Genomic DNA, 14,722 nt, shown 5'->3' on the forward strand with positions numbered 1-14,722 from the left:
TTACCTATAAAAATAATGATAATAATTATCATACACATTCAATGACTCTGCGGCTAGCGGTGGGGGAAGGGTGAAATAGTGTTTTTATGGGGAAAAACAGCTTTAAGAATATTCCTTATTGTTAATACTAATCATTATCATTTAGATTCTCATACCTTATAACCACTCCACAATAATCAGTTTTACTACTGGAGTGATTCTTTTTTCTAATGGTGTAAAGGGAAATGGTGGTGTAAGTGTCTAAAAATAATAGCGAAAAAAACGCCTTCGAGGAGTGGTTGTTCAACGATAAAACGCTCGATGACTATCAACGTAATACTCAGTTGGCCGCTAACCTTATCAGTCAACATATGGCGAGGGTCTCTCAACCCTTTAGTGGCATTACGCCTCAAGCACTGGCGGCTGAATTTGCCGAGATCGATTTAACCCAGCCGCTTCCCTCGACAGAGGCTGCGCTGCACGAACTGTCGCAACTCTGGTTGCGGGATGCCGTGTGGTTCCATCATCCCCGTTATATCGCGCATTTAAACTGTCCGATTACGTTACCCACCTTATTGGCCGAGCAGTTGTTAAGTGCGGTCAATACCTCAGTGGATACGTGGGATCAGAGTGCTGGGGCCACCTTGATAGAACAGAAGGTGGTGGATTGGACGTTACAGCAAATTGGCTTACCCCAGGGGAGTGAGGGTATTTTTACCAGCGGCGGCACCCAGTCAAACTTGATGGCGATGTTATTAGCGCGAGACAGTCGGGTTGCTAAAGAGACGCCCGAACGCCTGGTTAAGCACCATGGTTTACCTGCCGAAGCCTCGCGCTGGCGTATTTTTACCTCTGCGTTAAGCCATTTTAGTATTCAGAAGTCCTGCGCCTTACTGGGGCTCGGTTATGAGGCGGTCATCGCCGTCGATTATGATGACGATTACAAGATGGACAGTACCAAATTAGCACAAGCGATGGCACAGGCACTCGCGGAAGGATTAATTCCTATCGCGGTCGTTGCCACCGCTGGGACCACTGATTTCGGGAGCATTGATCCCTTAGCGGAGATTGCCGAGTTATGTCACCGCCACCAAGCGTGGTTCCATGTTGACGCGGCATATGGCTGCGGACTATTAACCTCAACCCAGTTCCGCCACCGTCTCACGGGTATCGAGTTAGCCGACTCGGTAACGGTGGATTACCATAAATCTTTCTTCCAAAGCGTGAGTTGCGGAGCTTTCTTTGTCCGTGAGGCCAGCCATCTGCGTCATGTCACCGTTCATGCGGATTACCTCAATCCACTCAGTGCCAAGCAGGAAGGTACACCAAATTTAGTCGATAAGAGTCTACAAACGACCCGCCGTTTCGATGCCTTAAAGATGTGGCTCAGTTTACGCATTTTGGGTCGTGAATCGTTGGGTGACGCGTTTGATCAGGTCATCGCCTTAACGGTCGAGACTCACCGTCGCTTAATCGCTTACCCGCAGCTAGAGGTACTGCATGCGCCAGAGTTAACCACCCAAGTCTTCCGCTTCCATTCTACCAGCGAGCTGAGCGCCAATCAGGTGGACGAGATTAATCAACAGATCCGTAAAGGCCTTACTCGAAGCGGTGAAGCGATGATTGCCGCCACCAAGGTGAAGGGTAAGCAGTACTTGAAATTTACCTTACTCAATCCGACGACATCGATAGACGAGATCCAACAAGTGATCGAAGCCTTAATCCATCGTGGTGAGGCATTGGCCGGTCAGCGACTTCAGCGTAAACAAACCGTAGGGGCCCACTAATGTCCGAGAAAATTTATGACTTATTAGGGGTGGGGATCGGTCCATTTAACCTGAGTCTGGCTTGTCTGACCGATGCGATTACCGATATGGATGCGGTGTATCTCGATCAAAAACCGAACTTCAATTGGCATCCAGGCATGATGCTGGAATCTGCCCATTTACAGACGCCCTTTATGGCGGATCTGGTGACCTTAGCTGACCCTACTAGCCGCTTTAGCGTATTAAACTACCTGAAGAAGAAGGGAAAACTCTACGCGTTCTATATTCGGGAGGACTTTTTCTTACTGCGAAAGGAGTACAACCAATACTGCCAGTGGGCGTGTGAACAGCTACCCTCATTGCAATGGAACACGCGGGTTGAACGGGTAACGCGCGATGAACAACGAGACTGCTATTGCGTTGACGCGGTGAATACCGTCAGTGGTGAACGCCAGCAATGGCTCGCTCGACATCTAGTGTTAGGCACCGGACCGACGCCATGGATGCCCGACTGGATCGATACTTCATTAGAACAGGTGGTACATTCGGGGCATTATCTGGCGAAGAAAGAGGCTTTGCAGCAGCTATCGGCGATTACCGTGGTGGGAAGTGGCCAAAGTGCGGCAGAAATTTTCTATGATTTACTGCAAGATATCGATCAGCATGCCTATCAGTTGAATTGGGTGACACGTGCCCCGCGCTTTTTCCCGCTGGAATATACGCGGTTAACCTTGGAGATGACCTCGCCAGAGTGGGTCGACTATTTCCATGCGTTACCCGAGGCGCAGCGCGATCGCCTGAATGCTAGCCAGAAAAATCTCTATAAGGGGATTAATGAGAGCCTGATTAACGATATTTACGAACTGCTTTATCGTAAGGATCTTGATGGCCCGTTAGCGGTGTCCCTGTGTACCGACTCCGGCCTTGTTGCCATGGAGGCTAATGGAACCCATGGACTCACCCTAACCTTATCGCACCAAGTCCTGCAGGAAGAGTTTAGCCTCGCGACCGACAGCGTCATTATGTCGACGGGCTATACCTATCGTCCGCCTGAATTTTTAACGCCCCTGATGCCGTTAATCGAGTTCGATAGCCAGCAGCGTTATGCGGTGGGGCGAGACTACAGTATCGATCGTCGCCATAGCCTTTTTGTTCAAAACGCCGAGCTGCACACCCATGGTTTTGTCTCGCCAGACCTAGGTATGGCCTGTTATCGCAACTCGGTGATCCTACGCAGTATTCTGGGTCGAGAGGTGTATCCGGTCGAGAAAAAAATTGCTTTCCAAACCTTTGGACTTCCGAAGGAGGCCGTTCATGGGTGAGCGTATATATAGTCTGCAACAACCTTTGGGTCATTTCACCTTGCGCCGTTGGCAAGCGGGAGATGAAAAGATGCTCCACTCTTGGGTCACTCAGCCCCATGCGCAATTTTGGGGGATGCAGCAGCAGAGCGTGGAGCAGGTGAACGACTTCTATTTGAACATGGTTGCCCAAGACGTCAACAGTGTGCTGATAGGTTGCCTCGACGGACAGCCTTATTTCTTAATCGAATGTTATCAGGCGTTACAGGAAGAGGTAGGGGAACATTACCCTGCGCAATCTGGCGATTATGGTATGCACCTGTTAGTGGCACCAGTAAGCACACCGATTAGCGGGTTAAGTCGGCAGATTTTCGCCACCGTAATGGAATACCTGTTTAGCCGTCCGGAGGTGGCACGAGTAGTGGTCGAACCCGATGTGAATAACCACAAAATCCATCGGCTCAATAAACAAGCGGGTTTCCGCTATCACCAGCAAATCGACCTTGGCCATAAACGCGCGTGGTTGGCGTTTTGTGCCGCGACAGATTTTTACCGAGAGAAAGCCATTATGTTAAGTACCGCGACAGTTTCATCTCCTTTTCAGCCCAACCCTAAACACTGGCAGCAGGCGAATGGACAACTTATCCAAAAAGCGATGACTGAATTCAGCCATGAACGACTGTTAGCCCCTGAAGCGGTAACGGAAGGCGTTTGGCGCTTAACCGATACCTCGGGCGAGAATGTTTATCAGTTTGAAGGGCAGTGGCGCGCGTTAAACCACCTTTCTATTGATTGGCGGACAATAACGAAAACCCACAAGGGACAAGAGCAATCACTCGATGCGTTAACTTTTATTGTTGAATTTGCCGACCAACTGGCCATACCGGAGTCGATACTAGCGACCTATTTAGAAGAAGTCTCCAGCACACTCTGCAGCAGCCAGTTTAAGTTACAGAAAGGCAATCCGAGCAGCGAGCAACTTGCGGCGGCAGACTTTCAGACCATCGAGTCCTCGATGACCGAAGGGCACCCTTGTTTTATTGCCAATAATGGACGTATTGGGTTTGATGCCGCAGACTACTTGGCTTATGCGCCAGAAGTGGGGGCATCCATTTATATGCCTTGGGTCGCCGTCCATCGTAGCAATGGCCATTTTGCTGCCATTGAGGGGTTGGACTACGCCACACTTATCGAGGAGGAGTTAGGGGCTGCGCAGGTCAAAGAGTGGGAGGCTACACTGCGGTCGATGGGCGTGTTAGCGGAGGACTACCTCTTTACGCCCGTACATCCTTGGCAGTGGCAGAATAAAATCGTCACGGTATTCGCTGCTGATATCGCCCGGCAGAATATTATTTATTTAGGCGTCGCGGCCGATGCCTACCAAGCTCAGCAGTCGATACGGACTTTCTTTAACCGCAGCCAGCCGACTAAGCGTTATGTTAAAACCGCGTTATCGATTCTCAATATGGGCTTTATGCGAGGGTTATCGCCTTACTATATGGCCACGACACCTGCGGTTAACCAATGGTTAGCGAAACTCGTCGCCGAGGATAACTGGCTTAACCACTGCCGTTTTTCGATCCTCCAAGAGGTCGCCACCATCGGCTATCATCATCGCCTCTATGAGAAGGCGATCAAAAAAGATTCTGCCTACAAGAAAATGTTTGCTGCCTTATGGCGGGAAAACCCGTTAACGGGCTTAACCGATCAGCAGCGTTTAATGACGATGGCCGGATTACTTCACCGCGACGTAGAGGGTAAAGCCCTGTTAACAGCACTTATCAAGCGTTCAGGTTTAGCGCCCGCCGAGTGGATAGACCGTTATCTTCAAGTCTATTTAAGTCCTATTTTGCACTGCTTCTATCAGTACGATTTGGTCTTTATGCCCCATGGCGAAAATCTGATCCTTATGTTAGAAGACGACGCGCCCGTAGGCTGTTTCATGAAAGATATTGGCGAAGAGATTGCGATCTTAGACACCTCGTATGAGTTGCCGGACAAAGTACAACGTATTAAGGCTGAGGTCCCGGATGAGATGAAGTTGTTATCGATTTTTGTCGACGTGTTTAGCTGCTTCTTCCGTTTTGTCAGCGCGATCCTGGATGAAGATAGGGTGATGCAAGAAAAAGCGTTTTGGCAACGTGTTGCCGTCAGCGTTAAGCATTATCAGCAACACCATCCACAGTTCTCTGAAAAGTTTGCTCGGTTCGATCTGTTTAGCCCGACGTATGCACATTCTTGTTTAAACCGGCTGCAGTTGGCGAATAATCAGCAAATGGTGAATTTGGACGATCCAGCGAGCGCCCTGAAACTGGCTGGGGTACTGGATAACCCGATAGCCCAGTTTAAAAATTGATACCGATAGTCAATAAAGTCACTACAATGACCGGTTATGCCGGTCTTTTTTTCTTTTTTAGGTCTTATTTATGACATCGACTCCAACACGCCCTGACGCTACCGTGACGTCCTGGCTGTTTCCTTTCTCTCTAGTACTTTTTGAGTTCACGACCTATATTGCCCACGATATGGTGCAACCGGGCATGCTACAAGTGACCCAAGACTTACAGGTTGGCCCAGAGTGGGTTCCCTTTTCGCTGACGGCCTACCTTATTGGTGGCCTGGTTTTGCAGTGGTTATTAGGGCCACTCTCCGATAAATGGGGCCGCCGCCCGATATTGATGTCTGGCGCCTTACTGTTTGCTATCGCCAGCGGATTAACGTTCTGGGTAACGTCTATTGAGCAGTTTATGTTGCTACGCTTTTTCCAAGGGATCAGCCTCTGTTTTATTGGTGCCGTTGGCTATACCGCGGTGCAGGAGGCTTTCGAAGAACGAAAGAGTATTCGACTTATGGCTTGGATGGCGAATGTCGCCTTGTTAGCGCCATTAATTGGTCCGTTGGCCGGGAGTGCATTACTACTATTCACCACTTGGCGGATGTTATTTGTTATTTTCGCGCTAATGTCGATGATCGCCCTAGTGGGATTGTACTTCAGCATGCCGGAGACATCAGGAAATCGTCAGCTCAGCTTAACGCCCAAGCGGCTTTTAGGTGGCTATTGGAAATTGCTAAAACGACCCGCATTAATTGCGGGATGTTTGGCACTCGGTTTGTCTGCCGTGCCAATCTTAAGCTGGGTTGCCCTGTCCCCGGTCTACTTGATCCATGACCATCAGATGAGTGAGGTCGACTATGCGCTACTGCAAGTCCCCGTCTTCGTGGCAATGATCCTTGGTAATATGGTGCTGAGTAAATTAACCCATAATGCCGAGATCACTCGCCCGTTAGTCGTGGGGGCGTGGCCGCTCGTGGGGGGATTATTGATTGCGCTCTGCGCCACCTTTAGCGACACCTATCAAATTGCGCTTCTGGTCATCGGCTTGAGTATTTATGCGTTTGGCGCGGGGTTAAGTACGGCTGTCTTGTATCGGTTGACGTTATTTTCTGTTACCGAGTCTAAGGGGCAGGTCGCGGCAATGATGGGAATGCTGAGTATTCTGATGTATTCCATCGGCTTAGAATTAGCGCGCGAAGGCTACTTCCAGCATGGATTACTCGGTTTCTCTGCGGTTAATCTGGCGAGTGGTGGCTTATGGTTGCTGCTGAGTGTGATGTTTGTACGTTGGGTCAAGCAACATCGTCAGGCACTTACCCTCGAGTAAAAACGGGCGCGGCTGTAAGGCCGCGCCTAGGCTTAGAAGTCGTAACCGACGGTGGCGATCACCGAACGTTCCGCTCCCCAGTAGCAATAACCTGTACCATAGCAAGACGCCACGTAATCACGTCCTCCTAAGTTTTTCGCATTGAGTTGTACATAAGCGCCTTTCCACTGCGAACGCCATGCACCGAGATCCATTCGTACTGAAGCATCGACCAAGGTTGCCGAAGGAATACGAGTGGTATTTTCATTGTCAGCCCACTGCTTACCTATGTAGCGAACCCCAACACCGGTCGTAATGCCGTAATCGAATTTATAGTTTACCCAAGCAGAAGCGGTCGCATTTGGGGTGACATACGGCGTGTTTCCATTATTACCATCGATAGCATCCTCATAGCGAACATGATTAATACTGGCGGTAGCAATAGTGCTCAATCGTGAAGTTAACTGATTATGGGCCTCGAGTTCGATACCGCGGGAGTGCACTTTTCCGACGGAAGCATAATAAGTCTCAGGCACCACACGGTTAGCAACGTCTTTTTGTGTCAGGTCGTAGAGCGCGAGGCTATATAGGTCAGAGGTCCCAACCGGCTGGTATTTCACCCCGGCTTCATACTGTGATGCGGTAGTTGGCTTTAGGATATTACCGTTGGCATCTGATAGCGCTTGAGGCGTAATTGCTTGGCTATAACTGATATAAGGGGAGATGCCATTGTCAAAGGCGTAGAGTAGGCCTGCTCGGCCACTCACATGGTCATCTTGGCGGCGAGAATGGGTGCCGAGGTCGTCGCTCACACTTTTCGAGACGATACGGTCATAACGACCCGAGACATCTAGGTGCCAGCGGTCCCATTGCATTTCATCTTGTAAATAGGCACCGGTTTGGTAGTAGCGATTCTTGGTGCCGTAGAAAGTATAGTCACCGTTTTCCCCGTAGGTTTCACCGGTAAACGGATTGATTGACGACGCCGTACCGCTCGCATCTTTATGATGATTGGTATATTCGTGGTATTCCGCGCCGATAACGACCTTATGTTGCAGCTCACCGGTTCTAAAATTGGCGATCAATTGGTTATCTGTCGCGACTGCGGACAGTGAGGAACGTGAGCCTGAATAGTAGCGATTTAAGATATCACTATCCGGTTGCCAGCCAATTTGATAGACCTGATCAAGGTCGACATTGGAGTGGCTATAACTCCCGGCAGAGTGAATCGACCAAGTATCATTGAAGTTATGTGAAAAGTCGTAGCTGTAAATTTGTTCATGGCGTTTGAATTGGTCCAAAGAAGGGTCGGCATCACTAAAACGGGTACTGAGTCTTTTACCATTGTGACTATATAAGCTGCCATCGCCCGGTTCTGCACTGTGATAACCACCGGAGGGATCTTTTTGCAAATACGCTTTTAACAATAACGAGGTATCACTATCCGGCTGCCAGAGTAAGGAAGGTGAGATAGCATAATGTTCTTCACGGGTATTGTTATATTGCGTGTGGCTTTGATGACCGATGCCGGTTAAGCGGAAAGCCCACTGGTCATTGATCGCATTGGTGTAATCCATTGCGACACCACTGGTGCTGTGGTTACCGTAATAGGTTTTGAAGTGACCTTCTTCCGCGAATTGTGGACGCTTGGAGGTTTCCATGACTAACCCACCGGGTACGGTTTGACCGTAGAGGGCTGAGGAAGGGCCTTTAATCACATCGATACGTTCTAAGAACCAAGGGTCGACTTGCAGAACGTTATAACTGCTGGGATCGCTCATTAAGCGCATGCCATCGAGGAAGATGTTATCGACATCGCCACCGTGGAACCCACGTAATGATACGGTATCGTAGCGTGTTGCCGCGCCACCAAAGTTAGTAAACGCCCCTGCGGTGTAATTTAAGGCATCGTTAACCGTCATTGCGCCTTGGTCAATCATCTGTTGACGCGTAATAACCGAGACCGATTGCGGCGTAGTAATTAACGGCTGGTCTGTTTTACTCGCGCCAGTGCTTGTTTTGGCGGTATACCCGTGAGTTTCTGAAACGGCAGTATCTTCTGGTGCAGCGGTGACAACAATATTGTTGTCTGCGGCATAACTCAGATGGGGAGCGGAGAGCGCTAACGAAACTAGGAAAGCATGACGCTTAAGCGGGAATAACGTCTTCATTATTTTTATCTACCTCAACAGTCAGGACGCAGGTGACTCAGGGAATCCTAGCGTGGACTCCCTCAATTGATAATAAGAACGAGAATTATTATCTTTTATTGGCTTGGTTGCAATACTCTCTGCACGGCTTCAGACCCTAATTATTTATCTACCCTGAAGTCGTTGGGTAATGTGCAATAACCCTAAACTGATAAGGGCTGACTTAGGCTGAAATGAGTATTGTTAAGGCGTGGCAGATAAAGCCCATATTCTAGATGGGCTTTATTGGGTACATTATTGTCGCCTTAGCTAAAGCGATAAAGGCTTTAGAATTGAGGACTGGGGTATTGCCCAACAGTAAATCTGCTGCGATAGAAGAAGAGACCGGGCTTTCTGTCATTCCCCAGCTTGTTGCCGTATTGACGACCAGTCCCGGGCATTCTTTGACAACAGAAATGATCGGCGATTCATCTGGCGCAACGGCCATTGCACCACTCCATTGGTCAATAAGTTTTGAATTATTAAATGCAGGGAACTCTTTTTTCAAGGTAGCGAGGGATTTATTCAGGTCTTTAACATCTGCCACGGCAACCCTATCGCGGTTTGTCTCGAAGGGAGACTGTTTATCGAGAGACCATTTTGTTTTCTGCTTAAATGAATTGAGAAGTTGTTCATTGATCGAGAAATGGATAAAGACATCTTCCGGTGCAAGCAGTGGTGAATACTTATAACCCTAGATAAATGAATCTTTGACGATAGGGATGACTTCTATCCTTGGCGATGTTGCATAAGTACCATTCGCTTGTTCTCGGAAAAAGATGTTGCCTGGTAAGGCGACGTTCGCTCCCGGTAATCCCGGTCCGCCAGTAATGAGTTGTTGAGATTGATAAGCCGGTAGTGTCTGAAGATCAACGTCTAGATTTTGCATGAACAACCTTGACCATGCGCCGCCACATACCACCGCTCTGGTCGTTCTAATCGCGCTCTTTTCTGTGACAACATCGGACACCACACCACCTTGTTTTTCGATGCCTCGTGCGGCGCAGTTGGTATAGATTTTTACGCCAATTTTCTTTGCATACTCGGCCATTCTAACTGCCGCGATTTCTGGGTCTAAGCTTCCGGAGTCTTCTTCAAATCCTGCGATCGTCCAATTCGATGTTGCCCCTTTTAAACGCTTTTTAAACTCTTCCCCCTGAATAATCCGCGTATTTAAGGGTATCGAACTGCTCACCTGCTCTTTCTTATCATCAATCCACGTTCTGACGTTCTGCAGGTCTTCGTCACTCATCGGCACTTCAACACGGCCCTGTGTACGATAGCTCGTATCTACACCAATTTTTTTATTCATTCCCCGCCAATGTTCTTTTCCTAGATGGTGGAGCATAAATGTCTCTCCCTCCATCTTATAGGTCATTAATTGGCCATAGAATCGGGAAGATTGTTCGCCTGCAATATTACCTTTTTCAACGATAACGACTGATAACCCTTTCTCAGTCAGGTCAATAGCCGTCATTATCCCTAAAATTCCAGCGCCAATAATAACCGCATCGGCACTTTGGGGGAGGGGGCCTTCAGTACCGTTAATGAAACCATATCTTGGTTTGCCCGGCACCAGTCGGCCTTCTCTTTGAAACATTGGGCCGAGCACACTTGCACCGATCCCAGCAGCGCAAATTGCACCGCCACTAAGGATGAGTTTTCTTCTACTAATATTCATTTTTTGTTGCCAAATTTTAAAAGGGCGCAATCATAAGGTAATTTTGTTACTTCTTTTACACTTTTGTTTATTAATTGTGTTTAATTGTTTCTTTTTTGTTTGATTTGGTGGTTGAGAGTCCGGTTGTAAAAGGTATCTGTCTGTGCAGGTTTACCACAGCGAGACGATGACTCGGTAAAGCGTTATGAAGGAGAGCCTTCTTCGAAGACTCCTATCCTTGGGCGGTGAAGGGTCGGAGGTGGATTTTTCCCAAGATGAACCCTTATTCGGATCACCGTTTTTCACAAAGACTCAGGATGAGACAAGGATCATCCACAAGACACTCGCCATAATAAGACCGACTAACGATACAATTGTCTGCAGTACAGACCACATCCACAGCGTTTGCCGTAAGGTTAAGCCGAAGAACGATTTGATCATCCAATAGGCAGCATCATTGATGTGGCAGAAAAAGACCGATCCCGCCCCAATTGCCAAGGCAATTAGGCTACTTTCTACAGGGGGTAAAAGTTGGAAACTTGCTGCCATAATGCCAGCCGTCGTCGTGGTCGCAACCGTTGCCGAACCGGTTGCTTGACGGATCATTACCGCAACACCCCATGCGAGGAGTAACAGCGGCGCATGGGTCTGCGAGGCAAAATGGCTAATACTTTGGCTAATACCGGCCTCGACCAGAACGCCTTTTAGTCCGCCCCCCGCGCCAATGGTTAGCAATAAAACCGCGACCGGCGCAATGCTGGCCGTTAATGTCTCTCCGACGTGTTTTTTCTCCATCCCACTTCGCCAGCTGAGGGTGAGGATCGCCAGTAATACGGTAAGGGTCAGGGCGACTAAAGGTTCACCGATAAAATCTAAAAGATGTGCCAATGAACTGTCGCTTTGTAGCACATAGAGCGAGATGCTGCGTATCAGCATCAAGATTGCCGGTAGCAAAATAATACTGATAGTCAGGAGGAACGAGGGAGGACGTAGCCCAGAGATAGGCTCAGGCAGTGTCGCGAGTTGGGTCACGGTCGCTAAGCTAGCTTTTTGGCTTAACCATTTACCATAAAGTGGCCCTGCTAGTACCACTGCTGGAACGGCAATAACCAAACCGAGTAGTAACGTTAGCCCCATATCCGCATGTAAGGTTGTGATGGCGATAATTGGTCCGGGGTGAGGCGGAACTAGGGCATGTAACGCCGTCAGTCCTGCGAGTACCGGCACCGCAATGCGTAATAACGATTGTCCTGAACGGGCACTTACGGTGGCGATAAGCGGCAACATGAGTACTAATCCCACCTCGAAAAAGAGCGGCAGACCAATTATCATGGCAGTGAGGGCCATTACCCAAGGTAAATAACGAGCGGAAGTGCGAGCAATGATAAACTCTGCGAGTCGATCGGCCGCACCCGTTTTAGTCATCACACTGCCCAGCATGGCTCCCATAGCGATAACATACCCACTTTCCCCTAACACCCCGCCGGCACTTTTAGAAAAACTCTTAGCAATGATTTCGACCGGTACGTGGGCGATCAGTCCAGCAATCACTGCGCCAACAAAAATGGCTAAGAAGGGTGGTAATTTGGCATAGGCCACGAACAAAACAATCGCCGCAAGGGCGGCGATACATGCGAGTAAAATTTCGCCATCACTACTCATCGCTTTCTCCAAATCATTAAGCAAAACGCATGAGTCGTGAGTGATGCTCAGCGTTATATTACTCCGTCGACGTGCGGATAACTAAGAAGGGCCGTTGGCGGAGGTCGTGGTTACCGTTTAAGTCAGGAGTACGATTCCATTGGCCTAATGTGGTGTAGAGATAACCATTACGATAAGCTAATCCATCTGGCCAGCCGAAATCGTGAACATTGTGATCAAGTAAGGAAAATTGGCCTTTAGGATCACGCTTCACCAACGATTGTTGCTCAAAGGCACCGAAGTAAAGATTCCCTTTTTCATCTTCCGCCATACCGTCGTTGGCGGGATGCTCGCCTTCGAAATGCACCGCTTTTTCGAGTGCCGTCTCAGAAACAGAAAAATCGCTACGTTGAGCGGTAGGCAGACTACATAGCTTGCGTCCGCTAAGCGCGGTCCAATAGAGCTTACTTTGGTCGGGGGACAGGGCGACGCCATCAATGCCGCCTTGCGGTAATTGGGGGTTATCGGCGTTAAAGACCACGGGTTTGTTTTCGATAAAGGCCATAAAGCCGGGGTCGGGGGAGGTCGACGGGTGGTTGATTAAGACTTCCCGTTGTTTACCGCTGGCAATATCGATAACGATCAAGGAGTAACGTTGTTTAAAGCCAGAGTTGGCAATATAGACGGTCCCTTGTTGCCCATGTGAAAGATCCACCCGTAAATCGTTATAGTGCGAGCTAGAATTCAGTACTGGCGGCGTGATCACAATTGTTCTCAGGATTTTGTTCGTCTCGGTATTAATCGCCACGACTTTTGCTGTACCGACAGGAATGGTCGATTTCCCCTGGATTTTTCCATCATCCAATACCCATAACGTATTATTTTTATCTACAAATAATCCATGGGGTGACACTAACCCATCCACGAAGTTTTTCTGAGGTAAGCCAAAGGCTTTATTTGGATAAGGCGTCAATTTCCCATTCTTAAGTTCCATCAATGCTGGCCAATTATGATCACCGGAGCGGAGTGGAAAACCTAAAAATACTCGGTTTTCCTGATTCACCGCGATACCGGAAAGGTCGGGATAAGGAGCATTAATTTTGGCGATAACTTCGGAAGCGGCGTCGCTCTGAGATGAAAAAAACCGCTGTCATTAATACAGCGGTAAGTAGGGTGAAAGGTTTCACTGGCACTCCTTAAACGAGGTAATGGTTTAAAAAGTGTAGTTAACTTTTACTGTTCAGCGGCTAAAGTGTTTTCTTTATTCACATTTTTATAGGGAATGTCTTGATTAAGTACCTGACGAGCCCGAACCAGATCCAGATCATTTTCCCATTTCGCAATGACCAACGTTGCGACACAGTTCCCTAACACATTGGTGAGGGCACGTGGTATACCCATTAACCAATCGATGGGTAATAAGAAGGCTAAAGCTGCCAGAGGTAAAGAGGGAATTGCAGAAAGGGTCGCTGCAAGGATAACAATCGCTGCGCCGGGTACACCATGCGCCCCTTTTGAGGTGAAGACGGCCACTCCCAATATTAAGGCGATTTCGCTCCAACCTAGGTCAATGCCAGTGGCATTCGCGATGAACACCACAGCGAGCGTTAAATAGATTGAAAATCCATCGAGGTTGAAGGAATATCCAGTCGGGATCACTAAGCCAACGGTCGATTTACTGATCCCTAGAAATTCTAATTTTTTCATCAGCTGAGGTAACACCACATCTGACGCAGTGGTGCCTAAGACGATGGTGAGCTCTTCGCGTAAATAGAGCAGTAGCGCGATAAAGCTAATCCCCGTCAGCCGTGTAATGCCGCCTAAAACGACGATGACAAACAGCGCGCAAATACCGGTGTAAAGGAAGAGGAATCCGAGCAGACTGGTCAACGAGTGGACGCCATAATGGCCGACCATATAGGCAACCGCGCCTAGTACTCCCAGTGGGGCAACTTTGACTAGCATCGCCATTAACCGGAAAAGAATATGGCTCAGGCTATTAATGAACGTGATCACCGGCTTACCTGCTTCGCCGCTAATATTCAGCGATACACCGAAGAGAATAGAGATCAGTAGGACTTGTAAGGTATCTCCGCGCGCGAACGCACCGATAAAAGTATCAGGGATCAGATTTAAGAAAAAATCACCAAAACTCTGTAGCGAAGAGAGGTGATTCAGTTTATCCGTTGCGCCCATCTCCATGTTCGACAGGTGTATACCTTGCCCGATATGGGTGACCTGTGCCCCCACTAAGCCTAGGACTAAAGCCAGTAAGGTAATGATTTCGAAGTAAAGGAGGGTTTTACCAACGATACGTCCGACCTGTTTCAATTCGCTGTGGGAAGAGATGCCTTGGACGATGATCACAAACACTAGGGGGGCGGTAACCATTTTAATCAGTTTGATAAAGCTATCGCCCAAAGGTTTCAGAGAATCGGCAATCGCTGGATAAAGGCAACCCAATGCCGTGCCAATGACTAGCGCGATAAGTACTTGGATAAAGATAGAGTGGCGTATCTTAAAGAGAGTGTGTGTCATAGCCGCA

The 14,722-nt window shown here is 48.6% G+C and carries 8 protein-coding genes and 1 pseudogene; 4 read left to right on the top strand and 5 right to left on the bottom strand.

Translation table 11 applies throughout. From position 1 onward, the window contains the following. Positions 1-236 precede the first annotated feature (236 nt). The 4 genes from BMX14_RS11570 (at position 237) to BMX14_RS11585 (ending at position 6,708) form a co-directional block, all read left to right on the top strand. Positions 237-1,766 (top strand): pyridoxal phosphate-dependent decarboxylase family protein, encoded by a 1,530-nt coding sequence (locus BMX14_RS11570; protein WP_230527467.1) that lies wholly within the window; start codon positions 237-239, stop codon positions 1,764-1,766. Beyond that, positions 1,766-3,067: a lysine N(6)-hydroxylase/L-ornithine N(5)-oxygenase family protein gene (locus BMX14_RS11575; RefSeq protein ID WP_092676968.1), complete on the top strand. Its 1,302-nt coding sequence runs from the start codon at positions 1,766-1,768 to the stop codon at positions 3,065-3,067. The genes BMX14_RS11570 and BMX14_RS11575 overlap by 1 nt, the downstream gene beginning before the upstream one ends. After that, positions 3,060-5,402, top strand: coding sequence for a GNAT family N-acetyltransferase (locus BMX14_RS11580; RefSeq protein ID WP_092676970.1), 2,343 nt, complete (start codon positions 3,060-3,062; stop codon positions 5,400-5,402). The genes BMX14_RS11575 and BMX14_RS11580 overlap by 8 nt, the downstream gene beginning before the upstream one ends. Before the next feature lie 70 nt (positions 5,403-5,472). Continuing rightward, the gene (locus BMX14_RS11585) at positions 5,473-6,708 is read left to right on the top strand and encodes an MFS transporter (protein WP_092676972.1); all 1,236 of its coding nucleotides are present in this window, start codon (positions 5,473-5,475) and stop codon (positions 6,706-6,708) included. A gap of 32 nt (positions 6,709-6,740) precedes the next feature. Here BMX14_RS11585 and BMX14_RS11590 read toward each other — a convergent pair whose 3' ends face one another. The 5 genes and pseudogenes from BMX14_RS11590 to BMX14_RS11610 form a co-directional block, all read right to left on the bottom strand. Further along, the gene (locus BMX14_RS11590; RefSeq protein WP_092676974.1) at positions 6,741-8,858 is read right to left on the bottom strand and encodes a TonB-dependent siderophore receptor; all 2,118 of its coding nucleotides are present in this window, start codon (positions 8,856-8,858) and stop codon (positions 6,741-6,743) included. Positions 8,859-9,108: 250 nt separating this feature from the next. Beyond that, positions 9,109-10,557 (bottom strand): annotated as a pseudogene (locus BMX14_RS11595) (FAD-dependent oxidoreductase). A gap of 291 nt (positions 10,558-10,848) precedes the next feature. Then, positions 10,849-12,198, bottom strand: a complete 1,350-nt coding sequence (locus tag BMX14_RS11600) for a GntT/GntP/DsdX family permease (RefSeq protein WP_092676976.1) — start codon at positions 12,196-12,198, stop codon at positions 10,849-10,851. A 58-nt stretch (positions 12,199-12,256) separates the two neighbouring features. Then, positions 12,257-13,240 (bottom strand): L-dopachrome tautomerase-related protein, encoded by a 984-nt coding sequence (locus tag BMX14_RS11605; RefSeq protein ID WP_092676978.1) that lies wholly within the window; start codon positions 13,238-13,240, stop codon positions 12,257-12,259. Positions 13,241-13,410: 170 nt separating this feature from the next. Then, entirely contained in the window at positions 13,411-14,715 is a 1,305-nt protein-coding gene (locus BMX14_RS11610; RefSeq protein ID WP_092676980.1) for a cation:dicarboxylate symporter family transporter, read from the bottom strand. Between the last annotated feature and the right edge of the window lie 7 nt (positions 14,716-14,722).

It is taken from the genome of Rosenbergiella nectarea, assembly GCF_900111105.1.
GTDB lineage: Bacteria > Pseudomonadota > Gammaproteobacteria > Enterobacterales > Enterobacteriaceae > Rosenbergiella > Rosenbergiella nectarea.